We start from the raw sequence: 21677 nt of genomic DNA, 5'->3' as shown, positions 1-21677 counted from the left end.
CACACACACACACACAGCCCGCGCGCCCCGTACCCCACGCACGGCCGGACCGCCCCGGTCCCTCCGCGGTCCTCCCTCGCCCACGACTTGACGCCCCTTCGCACGGCCACAAGGCGGTAACCCCATGAACCCTGTCCCTCCCACCCCCGGCACGCCCCCCGCGTTCCACGCCTGGAACTCCGACATCACCGCCTCCGCCGTCGCCCGCCAGGACGGGACGCCGGGGTGGGTCTCCCTCGTCGGCGACGACGTGTGGTGGGACGAACCACGGCCCCACGAGGCCGGCCGCCGCTGCGTCGTGCGCGCCAAGCCGGACGGCCGGGTCGAGGACGTGCTGCCCCCGGGGTTCGACGCCCGCAACAGCCTGCACGAGTACGGCGGCAGGTCGTGGCGTCCCGCCGGCGCCGGCCTGGTGTTCACCCACTGGGACGACCAGCGCCTCTACCTCCACCATCCGGACGCCCAGGACCTGCCCAGGCCCCTCACGCCCCCGCGCGGGAACGTCACCTACGGGGACCTCTACGTGCCGCCGTCGCGTGACGAGGTCTGGGCGGTCCGGGAGACGCGCCGCGACGGGGTGCGCCACGTCGAGCGGGCCCTCGTGGCGGTCTCCCTCGACACGGGCGCCGAACGGACCGTCGCCGCCACCCACCACTTCATGACCTGCCCCCGGCTGTCCCCGGACGGCCGCCACCTGTCCTGGATCGGCTGGAACCACCCCGACATGCCGTGGGACGGCACCGAGCTGTGCGTGGCACCGCTGCGCCAGGACGGCACCGCCGGCACCCACCGCGTGCGGGCGGGCGGCCCCAGGGAATCGGTGGTCCAGGCGGAATGGAGGGACCCCCACAACCTGTGGGCGGTCACCGACCCCGACGGGTGGTGGACGCTCCACGTCGTGCCCGCCCACACCGGACCGGCCCGCGCCGTCACACGGACCGGGGAGGAGTTCGGCGGAGCGCTGTGGAAGCCCGGGGCCACCTGGTTCGCCCCGCTCCCCGACGGCCGCGCCGTCGCCGTCCACGGCACGGGCGCCGGGCGCCGCGTCTCCCTCGTGGCCCCCGACGCGAGTCCCGGCACACCCCTCATGACCGATCTCGGCCTGCCCTGCACCGACTTCGTCCCCAGCATCGACGCCGACGCCCACCGCCTGGTCACCGCGGGGGCGAGCACCCTCCTCCCGTACAGCGTCGTCACCGCGGCCCTCCCCCGTCCCGACGCACCAGACGCACGCGACGCCCGGATCCTCTCCACCCCCCGGACCCTGCCGGTCGACCCCGCCTGGCTGCCCCGCCCCACCGCCAGGGCCTTCCCGCGCCCCGCCCCGACGCCGTCCGGCGAGGCGCCCCGCAGCCCCGACGCGCCGGTGCACGCCCACACCTACCCGCCCACCCACCCCCGTCGCGTCACGCCCGACGGGGAACGCCCGCCCTGGGTGCTCTTCATCCACGGTGGCCCCACCGGCGACCACCCCATGGTGTACGACCTCGAGATCGCCTACTTCACCAGCCGCGGCATCGGTGTCGCGACGGTCGACTACGGAGGCTCCGTCGGCTACGGCCGCGCCTACCGGGAGCGCCTGAACGGCGCCTGGGGCGTCGTCGACGTCGACGACTGCGTGACCGTCGCGCACGCCCTGGTGCGCGAAGGACTCGCCGACCCCCGCCGCATCGCGATCCGCGGCGGAAGCGCGGGCGGCTGGACCGCGCTCGCCGCCCTGACGCACACGGACGTCTTCGCCGGCGCGGTGTCCTTCTACGGCATCACCGACCCCGTCACCTGGGCCACCACCACCCACGACTTCGAATCCCGCTACCTCGACGGGCTCATCGGCCCGCTTCCGGCCAGTGCCGCTCTGTACGAACAGCGCTCCCCGGTCCTGGCCGCATCCCACGCCAGCGGCCCCGCCCTGCTGCTCCACGGTCTCGACGACGCCATCGTCGCCCCCGCGCAGTCGTCGGCGATGGCCCGCGCCCTCCGGGAGGCGGGACTGCCCCACGAGCACGTCGAGTTCCCCGGAGAACGCCACGGCTGGCGGCGCGCCGAGACGATCCGCGCCGCCCTCGACGCCGAGATCCGCTTCTACGAAAGGATCTTCGGCCCGCCGGACGAACCCGAGCCCGGGACGGCCGGCACCACCCCTCCCACGGTCCGTGCCCCCCCGGTCATGACGGCCGGCACCAGGCCGCACGCGGCCACGAGAAGCCTGCCGGAGCCGGACCGCGTCCATCCCCCCTTCCTCCGGCGGGGCGACACGGTGGCCCTCGTCGCACCCGCCGGGCCGGTGAACGACCACGAGACGGCCCTGGCCGTGGCCCTGCTGGAGAGCTGGGGCCTCAGGCCCCGCACCACCTCCCGGCTCTCCGCGACCCACCGCGGCTACCTGGCCGGCTCCGACGGGACACGCCTGGCCGACTTCACCGAGGCCTGGCTCGATCCCGCGGTGCGCGCGGTCCTCTGCGTCCGCGGCGGGTACGGGACCCAGCGCGTCGCCGACCGGCTGGACCACCGCCGGCTCGCGGCCGCGGGTCCCAAGTTCCTCGTCGGCTCCAGCGACATCACCTGCCTCCACCAGGCGCTGGGGGAGGGGCTCCGACTGGTGACGCTGCATGCCCCCATGCCCGCGTGCCGCCCGGTCCACGACGACGACCACACGGCCGAAGCCCTGCGCGCAGCCCTCTTCGGACCCTCCCCGCGCTCGTTCTCCCTGGACGGACCCGTCCTCGTCGCCGGACGCGCCGAGGGCACGCTCACCGGCGGCAACCTCACCGTGCTCGCCTCGTCGCTCGGGACCGCCACCGCACCCCTCACCGACGACCGGATCCTCCTGCTGGAGGACGTCGGCGAGGAACCGTACCGCCTGGACCGGTCCCTGACGCAGCTCCGACGGGCCGGCGTCCTGCAGCGGGCGGCCGGTGTCGTCCTCGGGGACTTCACCGACTGCGGCCCTCCCGACCAGGTGGACGCCCTCCTGCGCGCGTGCCTGTCCGACCTCGGCGTCCCCGTGGCGGCCGGGCTACCCGCCGGCCACGGACCACGCCAGCTGACCGTCCCCCTGGGCGCGCGCGCCGTGCTCGACACGGCCCGGCGCCGCCTCACCCTCCCTCCTCACGAACGGAACACGCCATGACGCGCGTCCTCGTCTCGGCGGACATGGAAGGCGTCACCGGCGTCACCTGCCCCGACGACGTCGAACCGGGCACCGCCTCCTGGGCGCGCATGCGCCCGCTCTTCACCGGCGACGTCAACGCCGTCGTCGACGGACTCCTCGCCGGCGGCGCGAGCGACGTCCTGGTCAACGACGCCCACTACACCCAGCGCAATCTCCTCCTCGAAGCCCTCGACCCCCGGGCCCGCCTGCTCACGGGACGCCACAAGCCGCTGGGCATGATGGCCGGGATCGACCTCGCCGACGCAGTCGTCCTCCTCGGCTACCACACCGGTGCCGGCCAGCAGGGAGTCCTCTCCCACACCTACCTCGGCACCGGGCTGACCGGCTTCCGCATCGACGGCGAACCGGCCGACGAGGGCCGCATGAACGCGCTGATCGCCGAAGAACACGGCGTCCCCGTCATCCTCGTGACCGGCGACGACCTCACCTGCCGGGCCGCGGGGACCTGGGCCCCCGACGCCCTCACGGTGGAGGTCAAGCAATGCGTCAGCCGGTACGCCGCCATCTGCCTCCCGCCCGCCCGCAGCGCCGAACTGCTGCGCGCCGGGGCCACCGAGGCCGCCGCCCGCCTCCTCCGGCTCCCCGTCCGAACCCCGCAGGAGGACACCGACCCGGCGCGGGAGCGAGACGCTCCCGGCAGACCCCACCGCTTCGAGCTCGGCTTCCACGCGCCCCACCTCGCCGAAGCGGTCCTCGCCGTCCCCACCGTCGAACCCCACGGTCCGCGGGGCGTCGCCTTCACCGCACCGGACGCGACCACCGCCGCCCGCACCTTCAAGGTGTGCACGACCGTCGCAGGTGCGGCGATGGAAGACCACTTCGACTGACCTCGACCGCCCTCGGCACGTCCCGCCGACACCCCCGCCCGGACCCCCCCTCGTGGAGCAGCTCGTGACCGCCACCCACCCGCCCGGCCCGCACGACGGATACGCCACCGACGTCGCCGCACTCTGCTCGGACCTCCTGCGCATCGACACGTCCAACCCGGGAGACGGCTCGGGGCCCGGTGAGCGCCGGGCCGCCGAGTACGTCGCCGAGGCGCTGGACGCCGCAGGCGTCCACGCCACCCTCACCGAACCGCGCCCCCGGCGCACCAGCGTCCTGGCCCGGATCGACGGCGAGGACCCCGACCTGCCCCCGTTGCTCGTCCACGGGCACCTCGACACCGTCCCCGCCGAACCCCGCGACTGGACCCTGCACCCCCTCTCCGGAGACCTGCACCACGGCTGCCTGTGGGGCCGCGGAGCGGTCGACATGAAGGGAACCCTCGCGATGACCCTCGCCCTGGTCCGCGCCTGGGCCCGCACCGGTCAGCGACCGCGCCGCGACCTGGTCCTCGCCTTCCTCGCCGACGAGGAGTCGACCGGCGCGTACGGCTCGCGCCACGTCACGACCGCACACCGGGACCACTTCGCCGGGGTCGAGGAGGCGATCAGCGAGTCCGGCGGCTTCTCGATCACGACGAGGAACACGGAGGCCGGGCCGGACGCACGGGTCTACCCGATCGCCGTCGGAGAGCGCGGTACTGCCTGGATGCGGCTGACCGCCCACGGCACGGCCGGGCACGGATCGGGCCCCGCGGAGGACAACGCGGTGGCCGAACTGGTCCACGCCCTCTCCCGGCTGGCCGCCCACCGCTGGCCCACCCGCCTGACACCCCCGGTGGGCGCCCTCCTCGACGCCCTCGACCGGACGCTCGGCATCCGTATCGACCGCACCAGGCTCGAGGAGGAAGCGAGCCGCCTCGGCCCCCTGGGAGAACTGTTCGACTGCACCGTCCGAGACACCGCCCACCCCACCGTGCTGACCGCCGGCGGCAAGGTCAACGTCATCCCCTCGCACGCCCACGCCGAAGTGGACGGCCGCTTCCTGCCCGGCGCGCGGGACGCCTTCCTGGAAACCGTCGACCGGCTCCTCGGCCCGAAGGTGACCCGCGAGTTCATCCACTGCGAAGAGGCAGTCGCCGCCGATCACGAAGGGCCGGCCTTCGACGCGATGGCCGCCGCGATCCGCAGCCAGGACCCCCGCGCCCACCCGGTGCCGTTCATCCAGTCCGGCGGCACCGACGCCAAGGCCTTCGCCGCGATAGGCATCGGCACCTACGGTTTCGCACCCCTCCTCCTCGACCCCGACCTGCACTACTTCGGCATGTTCCACGGCGTGGACGAGCGCGTGCCCGTGTCCGGCCTCGGCTTCGGCGTCCGCGTCCTCCACCGCTTCCTCACCACCTACTGAGCCACCTTCCGAAGGGCGAACGACCGTGCACCTTCCTCCGCACCTGTGGCCGGCCACGACCACCCACGGCCCCGACGGCCTGACGATCGGCGGGGTACGCCTGAGCGACCTCGCCGAGGAGTTCGGCACACCGGCCTTCGTCCTCGACGAGGACGACTTCCGCGCCCGCTGCCGGGCCTGGCGCGAAGCCTTCGCGGGCCACGACGTCTTCTACGCGGCCAAGGCATTCCTCTGCCACCAGGTCGCCCAATGGCTTCACGAAGAGGGACTGGGCATCGACGTGTGCTCCGCCGGTGAGCTGCGCACGGCCCGGCGCGCCGGAGTGCCCGGGGCCTCCCTCGTCCTCCACGGCAACAACAAGTCCCCGGCCGAACTGGCCGAAGCCGTCGACCACGGCGTCGCGCTCGTCGTCGTCGACTCCCACGACGAGATCACCCGCCTCTCCGACATCGCCACCCGGCGGGGCGGGCGCCAGCAGGTCCTCGTCCGCGTCACACCGGGCGTCGAGGCCCACACCCACGCCCACATCACCACCGGCACGGACGACCAGAAGTTCGGCTTCTCGCTCTCCACCGGCAGCGCCCACCGCGCCATCTCCCGCATCGTCGACGCACCCGGCCTGGAACTCGTCGGCCTGCACAGCCACCTCGGCTCCCAGATCCTGCGCCCGGACGTCTTCGTGACGGCCGCCGACCGGCTCGTCTCCCTGATGGCCGACACCGTCCGAACGCACGGAGTGCTGCTGCGCCGCCTCGACCTCGGCGGCGGCCTGGGCATCGCCTACCTCCCCGAGGACGAGGCCCCGGACGTGCGCGGCCTCGCTCCCCTCATCATCGAGCGGGTCCACAAGGCGTGCGCCGACGCGGGCATCCCCATGCCGCGGCTCGCCGTCGAACCCGGGCGTGCGATAGCGGGGCCCACCACGGTCACGCTCTACACCGTGGGCACCATCAAACGCCAGCGCGGCCTGCGCACCTGGGTGTCCGTCGACGGCGGCCTGAGCGACAACCTGCGCCCCGCCCTCTACGACGCGAGCTACACGGCTTCCCTCGCCGCCCGCACCGCGGCGAGGGAAACCGAGGAGACGGTGACGGTCTGCGGCCGGCACTGCGAGTCCGGCGACATCGTCGTGGACGCTGCCCGCCTCCCGGCCGACCTCACCATCGGCGACCTCATCGCCGTACCGGCTTCCGGCGCCTACCACCGCTCCATGGCGAACAACTACAACGCCCAGCCCCGGCCACCCGTCGTCGCCGTACGCGACGGCGCGGCGCGCCTCGTCGTCCGCAGGGAGACGCTCGACGACGTCCTCCGGCTGGACGTCCCGTGACCCGCCTCCCGGCGCCCTCCATCCGAGCCCCCCGCACCCGTCATCCGTCCCCGTCCTGCGGCTGCTCGCGGACGCCGGCATGGGCTGCGAGACGGCGGGTCCGGGGGAGACCCGGCTGGCACTGGCCCCAGGGTTCTCCGGACATCTGCTCCGGATGCGAAAGGGGCGCTATCGGGAGCGTGCCAGGAGACCTGATTCGTACGCCAAGGAAACCGCCTCGACTCGCGTGCGAATGCCGATCTTTCGGAAGATCCTGGTCACATGGGATTTAACCGTAGGGAGAGACACATTCAAACGCGCCGCGATGTCTGCATTCGACCATCCTGAGGCCACACCGGCGAGCACTTGCCTCTCGCGCGCTGTGAGTTCGCCCCATCCGTCCTTCGCCGGCGGCAAAGGCCGGTTCTGGTGCTCGCGAACCGTTTCCATCAGCAGGTGCGTGTACTGCGGTGGCAGGACCGCACCACCGGCTGCCACCGTCTTGATCGCGGCGAGCAGGTGAGGAGCGGGTTCGCTGGCGAATACGAGCCCTCGCGCACCTGCCCGCAGGGCTTCCAGGGCGTAGGGGCCCCTCTCCGTGAGGTTCATGACGAGTACGCACCCGCGCGACGTTCCGGGCTCGAACGGTGTCGGCGCCTGACGGGTGAGCCCGGCGATGGTCCGAAGGTTTTTCCCCTTGGAGAGCCTGCTGTCCAGGAGAATCACATCGGGGCGCAGGGTGCTGCTCATCCTCATGGCCTGGCCGGGGTCGACTGCTTCGCCGATGACGGTCACCTCGGGGTCGTCGGCAGTGAGGGCGCGTGAAGCGAGACGGAGCAGCGATTCATCGCTGACCACTAGAACATCGATCATTTCTCGACTCGTGTTTCGCCGACGTGGTTGTGAAGTCTCCGTGCGGGGACACGTCCCGCACGCGCCGTGGCGGCAGTTCCTGCCGCCACGGCATGTGCGTCAGCCGACTGCCGGGCTGTTCTCCTTCGGGCTGCCTTCCGTCGAACCCGCGTGGTCGTCCCCTGCCTCTCGGCCCAGGCTGCTGGGCCACCAGACGGCGGGACCGATGTCCCTGACGAGAGCGGGTACCAGCAGCGACCGCACCACGATCGTGTCGAGCAGCACGCCGAAGGCGACGATGAAGGCGATCTGGGCCAGGAAGGCGAGAGGGATGACGATGAGGGCCGCGAAGGTGGCGGCCAGGACGACCCCTGCCGACGTGATCACGCCACCCGTGGCGATGAGCCCGCGCAGCATGCCCTGCCTGGTCCCGAGCCGCAGCGTCTCCTCGCGTACGCGGGACATGAGGAAGATGTTGTAGTCGACTCCCAGGGCGACGAGGAAGACGAACCCGTACAGGGGGACGGAGGCGTCCGTGCCCGAGAAGCCGAAGCCGTGCTCGAAGACCAGTCCGGCGATGCCGAGGGTCGCGAGGTAGTTCAGTCCCACGGTGGCGACCAGCAGGACGGGCAGGAGCAGCGAGCGGAGGAGGACGATCAGGATCGCGAGGATGATCGCGAGGACGACGGGAATGATCACGTTCTTGTCGTGCTCGGCGGTGCGCTGCGTGTCGTACTGCTGAGCCGTGTAGCCGCCCACGAGGGTGCTCGCGTCCGTGGCGTGGACCTGGTCGCGGAGGTTCTGGACGGTCTTCTTGGCCGTGTCGCTGTCCGGTGCGTCGGACAGGGTCGCGTCGATGCGCACCAGGCCGTCGACGACGAGCGGCTTTCCGCCGGGAGTGCCGGTGACCACTCGGGCGTCGGCCACCCCCGGGGTCCGGGCTGCGGCCTTCTGCACCGCGGCCTGGTTGTCGGCGTCGGCGATGATGACCGCCGGCTGGCCGGAGCCACCGGGGAAGTGCTTGCCCAGGGTCTGCTGAGCGGCGACGGACGGGGCGTCGTTGACGAACAGTTCGTCGAGCGGCACGCCCTTGGACTGCAGGGCGGGGAAGAACGCCGCACCGACCAGCAGAAGGCCTGTGGTGACCGTCCACAGCTGCCTGGGACGGGTGTCCACCCAATGCGCGACGCGACGCCAGATTCCGTGGCCTCCGGTCTCGGCGTCGGCCGACCTCGGCTTGGCCGGCCAGAAGGCGGTCTTGCCCATGAGGGCCAGGACGGCGGGCAGGAAGGTGAGTGTCGTCAGGACGGCGCACACGACGCCGATCGCGCCGACGGGTCCGAGGGCCCTGTTGTTGGTCAGGTCGCTCAGCAGCAGGGCGAGCAGGCCGAGCGCGACGGTTGCGGCGCTCGCGGCAATGGCTCCGAACGATCCTCGCGTAGCCGCCCAGGCCGCTGCGGCCCGGTCGCCGGTGGCGGCCAGTTCCTCGCGGAAACGAGCCGTGAGGAGCAGGGCGTAGTCGGTGGCCGCGCCGATCACCAGGATGGAGAGGATGCCCTGGACTTGCCCGTCGACGCGGACGATGTCGTTGTCGGCGAGCACGTAGACGATGGCGCCGGCGACTCCGAGGGCGAAGACGGAGCTGATGATGATCAGGAAGGGGAGGATGACGCTGCGGTAGACGAGCAGCAGGATGAGCAGTACTGCGGCGAGGGCCACGCCCAGCAGCAGCCCGTCGATGCCGGCGAACGCCTTCCCCAGGTCGCCTTGCGTCGCTGCGGGGCCGGCGAGCTGGGCTCGTGTGTCGGGTACGGCATCTGCTGCCGCCCGGATGCTGTCCAGGGTTGCGCCGAGCTCCTCTCCGAGGGCGGGGGACAGCGGTACGACGCCCTGGAGGGCCTTGCCGTCTTCCGAGGGGAAGGCCGGGGAGGGAGCGCCCTCGACACCAGGCGCACCCTTCAGGGACTGCAGCGCGGCGGTCGCCGCCTGCTGCTGAGCCGGCGAGATGTCGCTACCCGCGGGGGATGTCCACACGAGGATCGCGGGCAGGGTCTCCTGCTGGTTGAAGGCCTTCTGCTGCTCGATCACCTTCGTGGATTCGGCGTTCTGGGGCAGGAAGGCGGCCTGGTCGTTGGTGGAGACCTCGCCGAGCTTGCCTGCGTAGGAGCCGAAGGCTCCGCCCAGGCCGAGCCAGACCACGACGAGGGCGAGGGGGACCAGCCAGCGGACTGGTCGACGGGCGCTGTTCATCGACTCCCTATCGAAACGGGCGAGCAAAGGTATCTCAAAGATAAACTATCTCAATGATTGAGTGATACTAGGATGGGAGGATGCAGTCGCGCTCACCGGAAACCCCTGACCAAGCCAGCGACCTGTTCGCCTACGCCGTCCTGTTGCGCGCGCTGAATCGTGAGCTGAACAAGGCGACGCTGGACTTCGCGCATCGGCAGGGGCTGCACAGCACGGACGTTCACGCCCTCGCTGTGATCATGGATCCCGCGGCGTCCGCCGACGGACCCGTGACCCCTACGCGTCTGCGGGAAGAGCTCGGTCTCACCTCCGGAGCGATCACCGCCTGCCTCGACCGGCTGCAGCGCTCAGGACATGTCAGCCGCGTCCGCGACACCGCGGACCGCAGGGTCGTCCACCTCGCCTACAACCCTGATGCCCGCGCCCTGGCCCGTGAATACTTCAGCCCGCTCGCACGGGCCACCGAGAGCGCGCGCAGCCGCTTCACGCCGGAGCAACTGAGCACGATCGCGGCCTTCTTGCGAGCGCTCAACGCCGAACTGGCCGCGGGCCACGAACCACAGCCGTGAGGTCCCGGGGAACGTGTGGGCCACCGGCCGGGCCGGATCCGCCGTGAAGGGCATCGGACATCAGGGGCTCCGGTCCAGGAAGCACGATGTCCCTCATGGAGGGCATCGGGAAGACGCCGCGTCCCGCCTTCCTTCCGGTGCGGGGCAGTCGTCTCACGGACCGAGGCGCATCCCCGTGGCCCCCGACCGGCCCGGTGCGACCGACACGGGGACGACGCCTCTCGCACCCGCCTGCACCTGGTCGACGGCGCCCCGCCCGGCGCCCGGCCCACGGCGAAGAAGGCCGGCGCCCACTCTCCGGCGAAGATTCCCCGGCGGTCGGCGCGTTCGAGGTTCTCGCGCCGACTCGAGGTGACCCAGGAGGCGAGGGACGGGCCGATCGACCCGAGGGCAGCGAGGTGGGCGTGCTCGCTGCGCAGCCCGGCGTCGTGAAGCCGCTTGACGACCATCTCGTGCTGCCTTCCGTTCGAGGTGCGGGGCCCGCGCACGGCTCTCCGGCAGGACCACCACACGGCACAGGAGTGAGGAAACTCCGCTTGATTGTTCGCTTCGGCTCCCGCTCCTGCCCGGATGCGTATGCGGAGCGGGTACCGCCCGGCCGGCCCGACCGGTGCCGGGAGACGAGTCGAAGAAAGTCGGCCGCCGGGTGAAACCACTCGGCGGCCGGTCGACGAAAGCGTCCTCGACACAAGGATTCGAGATCTTCTCGACTGCTCGAAGGGATGCTCGTCATGACTTCTCGTTCCGCCGGCGCCGCGATGGCCCTGGGCACCGCCGCCCTCCTCACCCTCGCCTCCGGTGCCCCCGCGCTGGCCGCGCCGCAGGCCGACGAGGCCACCGTGTCCGTCCTGCACGCCGTTCCGGGCCTCACGGTGGACGTCTACGCGGGCGACAAGGAGCTGCTGCCCGACTTCGCCCCCGGCACGCTCACCGACCCGCTGAAGCTCCCGGCGGGGTCGTACGACATCAAGGTCTTCAAGGACGGCGAGGGCCCCAAGGGCACTCCGGCGATCGAGAAGACCGTCCAGGTCCCGGCCGGTGCCAACGCCACCCTGGTCGCGCACCTGACGGCGGACGGCAAGCCGGCACTGGACGCCTTCGTCAACGACACCTCCATGGTTCCGGCCGGCAAGGCACGGCTCACCGTCAGGCATGTCGCCGCAGCGCCCGCGGTCGACGTGCGGGCCGGCGGCACCCCCGTGTTCAAGGGGCTGGAGAACCCCCGGGAGGCCAAGGCGGAAGTGGCCCCCGGCAGCATCTCCGCCGATGTCGTCCTCGCCGGAACCGACACCGTCGCCATCGGCCCGGCCACCCTCGACCTGGCCGAGGGCAGCAACACGATCGTCTACGCCTGGGGCAGCGCCGCCGACAAGAACCTCGCGCTGAAGACCCAGACCATCACCGGCATGCACTCCGCGCCCTCCGGTGTACCGGCGGGCGAGACGGGACAGGCCGCCGGCGTCAACCGCACTGCCCAGATCGGCGCGCTTTCGGCAGGTGCTCTGCTCGCCCTCGGCGGGGCCGCCCTCCTCCTGCGCCGCCGCACCGACGCCGGCTGACGTCCGCACGCACCCCGCGGGCCGTGGCCGCAGACCTCCGGGTGGCGACCACGGCCCGCGCGCCTCTGCTCACACGCCCTCAGAAAGGCTCCGACATCATGGGAAGGCCCATTTCAGGGCGAATGCGGATCCTCGGACTTGTCATGGGGATCGTCGGTGTCTGTCTGATCGTGCTTCTCGGCCTGACCCTGGCGCGCGACGACTCCGGCGCGCCTGCCGACTTCGGTGCGGACCCCGCCCGCGCCGTCGAGCAGGCGGCCTCCGCACCGCCCGCGGGCGACGGACCCTCACCCGCCCCGGCCGCAGCCGACCAGACCCGGCCCCCGGCCGTTCCCGCACCCTCGTCCGTCAGGATCCCCCGACTCCGGCTGAGGGCGCCGATCGACCCGGTCGGCGTGGCACCCGACGGCCAGGTCGTCGTCCCCGAGGATCCGGACAGGGTGGGCTGGTACCGCTTCTCCCCCTCCCCGGGCGCCGGAGCCGGATCCTCGGTGATCGTCGGCCACGTGGACGCCACAGGACGCGGCCTGGGCGTGCTCGCAGCCCTGAGCGAGGTGAGAGAAGGCGACCAGGTCGCCGTGGACCGGCAGGACGGGAGCACGGTGGCCTACCGCATCACCTCCCGGCGTACCGTCGCGAAGAACGCCCTGGGCGAGTCCGGCGCCTTCCGCCGCGAAGGCCTGCCCACGCTCACGCTCATCACCTGCGCCGCACCGTACCTGCGCGACAACGGCGGATACCAGAACAATCTGGTCGTCACCGCGGTGGCGGTGCCCAGGTGACGGGATCGTGGGGCGGCGGGCAGGTGCTGGCCGCTAGTGTTGCGGCCGTGACCACGGTTTCGGACGACAGCCTCGGCGAACGCTTCGCCGCCGGCGACGAGGCGTCGCTGAACGAGACCTACCGCCGCTGGGGCCCTCTCGTCTACACCCTCGCCGCCCGAAAACTAGGCGATACCGAAGAGGCCAAGGACGTCACCCAGCAGGTGTTCGTCGGAGCCTGGGACAGCCGCAAGACGTTCGACCCGGTGCGGGCGTCCCTCAAGACCTGGATCCTGGGCATCGCGCACAAGAAGATCGTCGACGCACTGCGCCGGCGCTCCCGCCACCTGCGCGACGTCGAAGCCGTCATGGCCGTCTCCGGAGGCCCCGACGCAGCGGCCCCGCCGGCCGATTCCCTGCTGGAGTACGTCACCCTCATGCGCGAGATGGAGACCCTCCCCGAGCAGCAGCAACAGGTGCTCAAGATGGCCTTCTACGAAGACCTGTCGCAGTCCCAGATCGCCGAACGCACCGGACTGCCTCTCGGAACAGTGAAAACGTATACCCGCCGCGGACTGATGCGGCTGAAGAAGCGGTTGGAGGTGGACGGTGCAGCACACCGATGAACAGACCCTGGTGATGATGGCACTCGGCGAGAACCCCGACCCGTCGGCCTCCTTCCACCTGCACGAATGCGCGATCTGCCGCAGCGAACTGGACGCCATTCGCAACGTGGTGGCCGTGGCGTCGACCTCTGTGCGCGAAGAGGAACTCCTCGTCCCGCCGGACAGCGTCTGGGAGGGCATCGCCGCCGAGCTGCGCCTGCCCGCGCAAGCCGGGGGCACGCCCCTTCGCGACGACACGCCCGAGCCCGCGACACAGACCGCCGACCCGTCGGCCGCCCCCGCGAAGACGCCCCGCCGAATGAGCCGCTCCGCGGTCGCCCTGGCCGCCTGCGCCGCCCTCCTGGGCGCTGCGTCAGGCAGCGCGATCACCTGGTGGACCACCAGCACCCAGACCCAGCCGACGCGCACCGTGGCCGAAGGCCGCCGGCTGGAGACGCTGCGCACCAGTTCTGCGGGCTATGCCCGGATGGACGATCAGCGCGGCCGCCGAACCCTCGACATCACGGTGAAGGGACTGCCCGAGACGGCCGGTTACTTCGAGGTCTGGCTGATGGACAGGACGCACACCAAACTGGTGTCGATGGGAGTCCTCGGCCCGGACGGTCATGCGACTCTCCCGGTCCCCGGCAACATCGACCTGCGCGAGTACTCCGTCGTCGACGTCTCCCTCCAGCCCTACAACGGCAAACCCGACCACTCCGGCGACAGCCTCGTACGCGGGACCTACGCCGGCTGACACCACCGGCCCGACCGGATCGTGACCCCCTGCTGCTCCCCGCTCGCGCGGGTGTGGCCCCGGGCACGTTCCGGTGCGGAAATTCCACACGATTCCGTTCAGGATTCTGCGATCGTCCGGTCGCGTCCGCCCCGCGACGAATCGGGCGGCGACGGCCGGACGAACTCCCACCCGGCGTCCGGCAACTCGTGGCGATGCATCACGCGGCCATGATCCAGCAGACGAGATCATGTGAACTTGTCGTCAAAAGGGGGGTTCCGCGGAGTACCCGTCCTCCCGCAGGGGGCTGATGCGGTCTTCGTCCTGGCGGCACGCTGTTCGGCGACGGTGGGGTGGGCGGCGGCCGCCTCGGCGGCCCGCCCTTGCCCGACCAGGACCTCGAACAGATCCTCACGTGCTTTGACGGTACCCAGGTCCTGGAGTTCCGCCGCGGCTTGCGCGAAGCGGCCGGCGGTGCCGAGGAGACCGGCTCTGGCGAGGCGGGGGTCGGCGAACGGGTCCGGGTGCGCGTCGACCACGGCGATCGCTTCCTCGGCACGACCGAGGCCGGCGAGGGCGAAGGCCCGCCACCGGTGCGGGAACTCCTCATGATCGTGATGGGGAACGGTCAGGGGGGCCATAAGGGAGAGCAGTTCTTCGGGACGGTCGAGGAGAGGGCGGACGAGGGGCGCCAGGAGAGGGGAGCAGTCGTACCAGCTGAAGCCGGGTTCGGCCACGGCGATCGCGTCGTCCGACCGGCCGTCCTGCAGGAGGGCCGCGGAGAGCCAGGCCCGGTACCCGGCCCAGTCGTCAGTGGCGATGGGCTCCCGCATCACCGTCTCGGCCTCGCCGCCCCGGCCGCGGTCGCGCAGGGCACCGGCGAAGACGTCCAGGACGGTGTGGGCGTGCTCTCCGGTGGCCGGCTCGCGCAGGGCGTCGAGCCGGCCGTGGCGTGCCAGCAGTTCGGCGTAGGCGGTCAGGGTGTTCGGGGTGCCGTAGCGTTTCACGGCCGTGTCCGCCCCGGGGACGCGTGTCGCCTCGTCGGCGCGGTCCATGCGTTCCAGCACCCGAGCCCGGAGCACCAGGACTTCCTCGTCGCCGGAGGCCCAACGGTCCTTCTCGAGGGCCTTCCGCGCCGTTCCGGCGTGCGGGGCGATCAACTAGAGGGCCGGCCGCCACCCGAGAGCGGCAAACGGCTCGGCCACCTCGACAGCCCGACCGAACGCGCCCCTCCGGGACAGCTCCTGTGCCGCGCGCTCGGCACAGAAGCACTCCCCGCGCTCTTCGGCCGCCCGGATCATCAGGTCCAGGCGACCGTGCTCCGGCAAGAGGTCCGCTTTTCGGGGATGCGGGCCACCGTAGTGGTGGGCTTGCCACGACAGATCATCGGTGTTCACGGCGGGAAGCGCGGAAGGAGTCGCCGACACCAGGACTGCCGATGCGCTGCGTACGGATCGCTGATTGTGCTGCGTACGGATCGTAGATGACGGTGACGTCGGGTACGGGCTTCGTGGAGGCGGGTGAAGCGGTCGGAGACCCGGGCTCGGTCGGAGGGCGGGATCCCGGGGCCGTCGTCGTGGACGGTCAGGACCAGTTCGGCGGCGGAACGGTTCACCGTCACCGTGACCTCCGTCCGCGCGTGTCGGCAGGCGTTGGCGCGCAGGTTGCGGAGCAGTCGTTCAGGTGGGTCGGGTTGCCGGGGAGGACCGTCGGGGCCGGGGCCACACGGCGGAGGCGGAGAGCGGCCGACTCCGGATGGTGCAGGGACGACTCCGACTGGGCGCGCAAGGACGCCGGCGGACTGCGGAGCCCGTGGGCCGCGTCCGCCGTGAACTCCCGTGGACGGGTGGCTGCCGCTTCCGCCCGGTCGGGAGTCGCCGCTGTCGTGACGAGCCCGGCCGGCAGGCCGATGAAGCCCGTGCCTGGCGCGGCAACCCGAACCCGGCCACGTCCGCTCACCCGACATCCCGCACCGCGCACCGTTTCGACCGTCCTGCGCCCGAAGGGCGTGTCGCTCTTCTTCCGTACGGCGCTGATGCGGACATGCACGAGGTTCGGGTCGCCTGCGGAGCCGGCCGACCACACCTCGTCAAGGACGTCGATCGCCGGGACCACCCCGTCGAGGCGGCCCGGCAGGCAGTGCGGGACGGCGGACTCCTTCGGGGTGAGGGCGATCGGCTCGTTCCCACGGCCGCAGGTGCGGCGGGTCGGGTCGAGCCACAGGTCACCGGCCTCCAGGAGGACGGGGACGCGGGCGCCGCCGCGCCGGAGGAGGGCACGGAGGCGGCCCTCCGGAACGACGTACGAGAAGGGCTTCGCGAGGTGGTCGTCGGCACCCGTGTCGAGCCCCTCGGCCTCGTCGTACTCGCCGTTCTTCGCAGTCAGCACCAGCACCAGCACCAGCACCGGCACCGCGTTCCCCTCGGCGCGCAGCCGGGCGCACACCCGGTATCCGCGCTGTTCCCATGATCACGATCACCGCGGGCCCTGCGTCGCGACACGCACGGGCCGCCACCCGGCCCCGCCGGGCGGTGCGCGCCGGGCGGGATCCGGGAGCGAGGTGCCGGGCCCCGCGCGGGGCGGGGCCGCGCCCTTCGCCCCGCGCCCCTCGACCCTCACGTGACGCCGGGCCGCACGGCCGGGGCCGGGGAAGACCGACGGGCGCCTCCGCCGCGATCGTCACGGCGAGGAGCGGAGGACGAGGTCCTCCCCGCACGCGGTCCGCGGGTCCGTCAGGCCTCGGGGGCCATGTCGTACGTGATCCACATCGTGCGCGTGGCCACCTGGTCGTACTTGGAGCGGGCGCGGTGGTTGTCGTCGGCCGTGATCCAGCGGACGACGCTCCAGCCGCGCTCCGCGCCGATCCCGCGCAGCGCGGCCAGCAGCCGGTCCGCGGCGCCGGTGCCCCGGCTCGCCGGGTCGACGAACAGGTCGTCCAGCCAGCCGCCGACGGTCGCGGAGAGCGGCCGGGCGAAGGGACGGAAGTGCGCGAGGCCGACGAGCCGCCCGTCGGCGTCCTCCGCCACCAGCGCCTCCACCTCGTGCGCCGGGTCGTGGATCCAGGACCAGACGAGCCGGGCGGCCTCCTCGGTCTGCTCGACCCGGTAGAACTCGGCGTACCCCCGGTACAGGGCACGCCACTGGTCGAAGTCCTCCTCCCGGACCGGACGGATCCGGACGGCGGCGTCGGCGACGGACATGAACGCTCACTCTCCTCGTGCACCGCGCCCTGCGGTGCACGGCCCAGTGGATCATGCCGCCGGACCGGCGCTTCGGCGAGGAGGGGTCCGGTCCGGTTGCGGCGGGCGGTCCCGCCGGACGCCGGGTCCACCGCCCCGCCGCCCCGGGCCCGGCGGGGCGGACGGTGGTGCGCGGGGCGCGCGCCGAGGCGCGGGGCGAGTGCGGCGGGAGCGGGCGGGGCACGCTCCCGGTGCCGGCGGGGAGCCTCCGCTCCGCCCGCCGTGCCACCGGCCGCCCGTCCCGGCGCGCGGCGGCATCCGAGGAACCGAGGTGAGGAACCGCATTGGCGACCGATCGCTACGGCAACACCCTGCACGCCTGCACCCCCGAGGGCGCGGACCATCTGGACCGGGCCGTCGAGGCGCTGCTCTTCTTCCGGCCCGAGGTGGCCCCGGCCGTCGAGGACGCCCTCGCGGCCGGCCCGGAGTCGCCCGACGCCCAGGCCTTCGCCGTCTACCTGGGCGTGCTCGGCACCGAGCACAGCGCCGCCGCCGCGGCCCGCGCCCGCTTCGACGGCTATCTCGCCGGGCGCGACACGGGCGCGCTGCCCGCGCGCGAGCGGCTCCACCTGGCGGCCGCCGGGGCCTGTCTGGCGGGGGACCTGCACGGGGCGGGCGACCTCCTGGAGGAGCTGTCGCTGGCGTACCCGAGGGACGCGCTCGCGCTCTTCGCCGGGCACCAGCTGGACTTCCTGACCGGGGACGCGGTCCGGCTGCGGGACCGGATCGGCGGGGCCCTGTCGGCGTGGGGGAGCGCGGACGAGCACCGGGGGCCGCTGCTCGGCATGTACGCCTTCGGCCTGGAGGAGTCCGGGCACTACCGGCGCGCGGAGGAGACCGGCCTCGCGGCGCTCCAGCGGCATCCGGCGGACGTGTGGGCGGTGCACGCCGTCACCCACACCTACGAGATGCAGGGCAGGGTCGCCGAGGGCGTCGCCTTCCTCGACGCGCGCGCCGGGGACTGGACGCGCGGCAACTACCTGACGGTGCACAACTGGTGGCACTACGCCCTGTACGCCCTGGAGGCGGGCGCCGAGGAGACCGCGCTGCGCGTCTACGACGCGGCCGTCCACCACGCGGGGTCGGCGGGGCTGGCGATGGAGCTCCTCGACGCCGCCGCGCTGCTGTGGCGGCTGCGGCTGGCCGGCCGGGAGGAGCCGGAGCGCTGGGCGCGGCTCGCCGACGCCTGGGCGGGGCGGGCCGACCCGCCGTTCTACGCCTTCAACGACGCCCACGCGGTGATGGCGTACGTGGGGGCCGGGCGGATCGCGGAGGCGGAGGCGCTGGTGGCCGACCGCCGCCGGTGGCTGGCCGGTGCGGCCGGGGACCGGCGGGCGCTCTCCAACCACGTCATGACGGCGGAGGTCGGACTCCCGGTCTGCGAGGCGCTGGTGGCGCAGGGGAGGGGCGATCACGCCGCCGTGGTGGAGCTGCTGTGGCCGGTGCGCCGCAGGATCCAGGTCTTCGGCGGCAGCCACGCGCAGCGGGACGCCGTCCAGCGGACGCTGCTGGAGTCGGCGCTCGCCGCCGGGGACCACGACCGGGCCCGGCTGCTGCTGAGCGAGCGGGACGGGCTGCGTCCGGACAGCCCGTACAACTGGCTGGGCCGGGCCCGGCTGGCCGATGCGATCGGTGACGCGGCCCTGGCGGCGGTGGCGCGGGAGCGGGCGGAGGGGGCGGTGAAGGGGCTGAGGCCGACCGCGCCCGGGCTCGGCCCCGTACCGGACGCACCCTTCTGACCTCCGAGTTCACCGCCCGTCCGGAGGGCCGGGCGTCCGCCTCCCCCCGTATCCCTCACGGAGGCGGACGCCCGGGCGGGCAACTGACGTGTGCACAGGGGTTGTCAGTGCAATTTCACATTACTATGTTACCGATCGCGTGGTGAACGGATGCCTTTCCGCCAACTCCCGTTCAGATCACTCCGGTCGGCCGCGCACCTTCCGACCCCACCCCCTTCCCAGGAGACCTCGTGTCCCAGCACCGAGTCGTGCGCTCCTCCCTCCTCGGCACCGCGATAGCCGTGACCCTCGTGGCCTCCGCCGGCCAGGCCGCGCCGCAGGCCGCCGCGGCCCCCGCCCCGCGCGCCGCCGCCACCGGCGCCCCCGCGCCCGCCGCGTCGAACCCCTTCGACGAGGTGGAGCGATTCGCCCAGCCCCGCGCCGCCACGCCCGCCCCGGCCACCGCCCCCGGCGGCACCGGCGACACCCGGGCCCGCGTCCCCGGACAGGCGAAGAAGGACGAGGCGTCCGCCGCGAAGAAGCGGAGCGCCCCCGCCGCGCCCGCCACCACCCTCGCCGCCGGCGTCCCCTGCACCCTCGACGGCGTCACCGGGCTCTCCCCGGCCGCCTTCGCCGACTTCCTCGCCGACCCCGCCGTCACCGCCGACGGCTGTCTGAGCGGCCTGATCTGGACCTGGGACGCCCGGCTCGCGCCGGTGATGTCCGACGCCCACGTGCAGGCCGTCGCGCACCGGATCTCCGCCCTGGCGGCCGCCCACGACGGCCGCAACTCCTCCCACCTGGAGGAGATGTTCACCTATCTGCACGCGGTCGCCTACCACGACTTCTCGCGCGCCGAGATCGACATCACGGACGCCCCGACCGTCGACGCGATCCGCCGGGCCGTCGCCGCCCTCGGCTCCGCCGCCCGCACCTTCGACGCCACCCCGAGCAACGCCCGCACCCTCCGCGAGGCCCTCTACGCCGGCAGCGCCCCCGGCCTGCGCCAGCACCAGCTCGGCCTCATCACCCGGGTGCTCGCCACCATGGACCCGGCGCACCCCGCCACCCACCACGACCCGGCCTGGGCCGGTGCCGCGCTCGCCGGACTCTCCGTCAACTACCTGGGCATCTACTCCGGGAACCAGGACGCGGCCTTCCACGCGGCCGTCGCCGCCGACCCGGCCTACCGCGCCGCCTTCAAGGCCTTCGCCGGCCACACCCACCTCAAGGGCACCGCCAACGCCTGGGTCGTCCGCGACGCGCTCCTCGAGTACGGCCGCTTCGGCGAGGTCGCCGGAGTGCGGGCCGGCATCGTCGCCGACCTCGACGCCCTCTACCGCCCCGTCGAGGCCGCCTGGGGCTACGGCAGCCAGCCCTGGGCCAAGATCGTCTCCTGGCTGAACTTCTACGAGGCCTGTGCCCCGTACGGCGTCTGCAAGGCCGACATCGAGGCCCGGATCTTCCCGTACACGTACACCTACGACAACGGCGCCCTCAAGGTCCGCACCGGCCTCGACCGGGCCACCGTCGACCAGCTCTACTACGCGAGCAAGCAGGTCAAGGCGCAGTTCCACCGGGTCCTCGGCACCGAGCAGCCGCTGGCGGGCGACACCAACACCACCCTGAACATCGTCCTGTACGGCTCGCGCGCCGACTACGAGGTCTACCACCCGGTGCTGACCGGCTACGACACGGACAACGGCGGCATCTACATCGAGAGGGGCGCCACCTTCTACACCTACCAGCGGCGCGTGCCGCAGGACTCCCGGCTCACCCTGGAGGAGCTCTTCCGCCACGAGTACACGCACTACCTCAACGGGCGGTTCGCCGTCCCCGGCACCTTCGGCCAGGGCCCCTGGTACCAGGCCGACCGGACCACCTTCATGGACGAGGGCACGGCCGAGTTCTTCGACGGCGCCACCCGCGACGACGGCATCGCCGTCCGCAGGTCGCTGGTCCAGGGGGTCATCGACGACACGGCGGGCGGCGGCCCCCGGATGACCGTCCGGCAGATCCTGCACGCCACCTACTCCGGCGACGGCTTCCGCTTCTACAACTACTCCGGCACCTTCTTCGAGTACCTGTGGACCGAGCGCCCCTCGCTGATCCGGGAGATGTACGACCGCCTCCGCGCGGACGACGTCGCCGGCTACGACGCCTGGCGCGAGCGGCTCGGCGCCGACGCCGGCCTCCAGCAGGGCTACGACCGCTTCCTGGACGCGCGGATCGCCGAGGTCGACCGGCTCCACGTCCCGAACACCACCTACACGGCCAACGGGTACCTGCGGGACTGGGACGTCGCGGCCGTCCGCTCGGCCTTCGCCGCCGCCACCCGGAACACCCCCGACTGCGTGGAGGCGGGCGAGTACGGCAAGCGCCGCTTCGTCTGCACCGGCCGGATCACCGCCAACCTGACGGACGCGAACAGCCCCGACAAGGTCTTCAAGGACATGTCCGAGACCGTCGACTACTTCCTCCTCGACCGGGCCGGCGCCGCCACCAACAACCTGGCCGACATGAACTGTTCCTTCGGGCGGGTCGACATCTGGAGCAGCCGGACGGCCGGCACCTCCGACTTCCGCTGCGAGGGCCCGCTGCGCAGCTGACGCCGTCCGCCCCGTCGGGGAAAACGCCGTCCGCCCCGTCGGGAAATCCGCCGTCCGCCCCGT

Annotated in this window: 17 protein-coding genes; 11 read left to right on the top strand and 6 right to left on the bottom strand. The window is 72.7% G+C overall.

Annotated features, from left to right (window positions below; genetic code table 11):
• Nucleotides 1-124 precede the first annotated feature (124 nt).
• From IE287_RS20255 to lysA, 4 genes are all read left to right on the top strand, one after another.
• Nucleotides 125-3130 (top strand): prolyl oligopeptidase family serine peptidase, encoded by a 3006-nt coding sequence (locus IE287_RS20255; protein WP_189850515.1) that lies wholly within the window; start codon nucleotides 125-127, stop codon nucleotides 3128-3130.
• A complete protein-coding gene (locus tag IE287_RS20250) occupies nucleotides 3127-3999 on the top strand; it encodes a M55 family metallopeptidase (protein WP_189850514.1) in 873 nt (290 codons plus the stop codon). The genes IE287_RS20255 and IE287_RS20250 overlap by 4 nt, the downstream gene beginning before the upstream one ends.
• Before the next feature lie 64 nt (nucleotides 4000-4063).
• Nucleotides 4064-5407 carry a M20/M25/M40 family metallo-hydrolase gene (locus IE287_RS20245; RefSeq protein ID WP_189850513.1) on the top strand — a complete coding sequence of 448 codons (1344 nt, stop codon included), beginning with the start codon at nucleotides 4064-4066 and terminating at the stop codon, nucleotides 5405-5407.
• A 25-nt stretch (nucleotides 5408-5432) separates the two neighbouring features.
• Complete coding sequence (gene lysA / locus IE287_RS20240; protein WP_189850512.1) at nucleotides 5433-6737, top strand: diaminopimelate decarboxylase; 1305 nt, start codon at nucleotides 5433-5435, stop codon at nucleotides 6735-6737.
• A 168-nt stretch (nucleotides 6738-6905) separates the two neighbouring features.
• On the opposite strand, the gene IE287_RS20235 is transcribed toward lysA, so the two are convergent.
• Both IE287_RS20235 and IE287_RS20230 read right to left on the bottom strand, forming a co-directional pair.
• The gene (locus IE287_RS20235; protein ID WP_189850511.1) at nucleotides 6906-7589 is read right to left on the bottom strand and encodes a LuxR C-terminal-related transcriptional regulator; all 684 of its coding nucleotides are present in this window, start codon (nucleotides 7587-7589) and stop codon (nucleotides 6906-6908) included.
• A gap of 99 nt (nucleotides 7590-7688) precedes the next feature.
• Nucleotides 7689-9818, bottom strand: a complete 2130-nt coding sequence (locus IE287_RS20230) for an MMPL family transporter (protein WP_189850510.1) — start codon at nucleotides 9816-9818, stop codon at nucleotides 7689-7691.
• An 80-nt stretch (nucleotides 9819-9898) separates the two neighbouring features.
• Here IE287_RS20230 and IE287_RS20225 point away from each other — a divergent pair, with 80 nt between their 5' ends.
• From IE287_RS20225 to IE287_RS20205, 5 genes are all read left to right on the top strand, one after another.
• Nucleotides 9899-10387 carry a MarR family winged helix-turn-helix transcriptional regulator gene (locus IE287_RS20225; protein ID WP_189850509.1) on the top strand — a complete coding sequence of 163 codons (489 nt, stop codon included), beginning with the start codon at nucleotides 9899-9901 and terminating at the stop codon, nucleotides 10385-10387.
• Between the two features lie 731 nt (nucleotides 10388-11118).
• Nucleotides 11119-11946, top strand: coding sequence for a DUF4397 domain-containing protein (locus IE287_RS20220; RefSeq protein ID WP_189850508.1), 828 nt, complete (start codon nucleotides 11119-11121; stop codon nucleotides 11944-11946).
• Nucleotides 11947-12089: 143 nt separating this feature from the next.
• Nucleotides 12090-12728, top strand: a complete 639-nt coding sequence (locus IE287_RS20215) for a class F sortase (protein ID WP_189850507.1) — start codon at nucleotides 12090-12092, stop codon at nucleotides 12726-12728.
• A gap of 47 nt (nucleotides 12729-12775) precedes the next feature.
• On the top strand, nucleotides 12776-13333 hold the full coding sequence (locus IE287_RS20210; protein WP_229883605.1) for a sigma-70 family RNA polymerase sigma factor: 558 nt from the start codon (nucleotides 12776-12778) through the stop codon (nucleotides 13331-13333).
• Nucleotides 13317-14069, top strand: a complete 753-nt coding sequence (locus tag IE287_RS20205) for an anti-sigma factor (RefSeq protein WP_189850505.1) — start codon at nucleotides 13317-13319, stop codon at nucleotides 14067-14069. Before IE287_RS20210 ends, IE287_RS20205 begins: the two co-directional genes overlap by 17 nt.
• Nucleotides 14070-14296: 227 nt before the next feature.
• On the opposite strand, the gene IE287_RS20200 is transcribed toward IE287_RS20205, so the two are convergent.
• From IE287_RS20200 to IE287_RS20190, 4 genes are all read right to left on the bottom strand, one after another.
• Nucleotides 14297-15130, bottom strand: coding sequence for a hypothetical protein (locus IE287_RS20200; RefSeq protein WP_189850504.1), 834 nt, complete (start codon nucleotides 15128-15130; stop codon nucleotides 14297-14299).
• Nucleotides 15131-15441: 311 nt separating this feature from the next.
• Nucleotides 15442-15711 carry an ATP-binding protein gene (locus IE287_RS39475; RefSeq protein WP_373307869.1) on the bottom strand — a complete coding sequence of 90 codons (270 nt, stop codon included), beginning with the start codon at nucleotides 15709-15711 and terminating at the stop codon, nucleotides 15442-15444.
• Entirely contained in the window at nucleotides 15666-16493 is an 828-nt protein-coding gene (locus tag IE287_RS20195) for a response regulator transcription factor (protein ID WP_189850503.1), read from the bottom strand. Before IE287_RS20195 ends, IE287_RS39475 begins: the two co-directional genes overlap by 46 nt.
• A 287-nt stretch (nucleotides 16494-16780) precedes the next feature.
• Nucleotides 16781-17248, bottom strand: a complete 468-nt coding sequence (locus IE287_RS20190; RefSeq protein ID WP_189850502.1) for a GNAT family N-acetyltransferase — start codon at nucleotides 17246-17248, stop codon at nucleotides 16781-16783.
• Nucleotides 17249-17571: 323 nt separating this feature from the next.
• Here IE287_RS20190 and IE287_RS20185 point away from each other — a divergent pair, with 323 nt between their 5' ends.
• Together IE287_RS20185 and IE287_RS20180 are read left to right on the top strand one after the other, a co-directional pair.
• Complete coding sequence (locus tag IE287_RS20185) at nucleotides 17572-19026, top strand: tetratricopeptide repeat protein (RefSeq protein WP_229883604.1); 1455 nt, start codon at nucleotides 17572-17574, stop codon at nucleotides 19024-19026.
• A gap of 230 nt (nucleotides 19027-19256) precedes the next feature.
• Entirely contained in the window at nucleotides 19257-21614 is a 2358-nt protein-coding gene (locus tag IE287_RS20180; protein WP_189850501.1) for a collagenase, read from the top strand.
• The last annotated feature ends 63 nt before the right edge of the window (nucleotides 21615-21677 follow it).

The organism is Streptomyces omiyaensis, assembly GCF_014650895.1.
Lineage (GTDB): Bacteria > Actinomycetota > Actinomycetes > Streptomycetales > Streptomycetaceae > Streptomyces > Streptomyces omiyaensis.
Note: the sequence above shows the minus strand (reverse complement) of the source record. Positions and strands in the feature narration are given on the sequence as shown.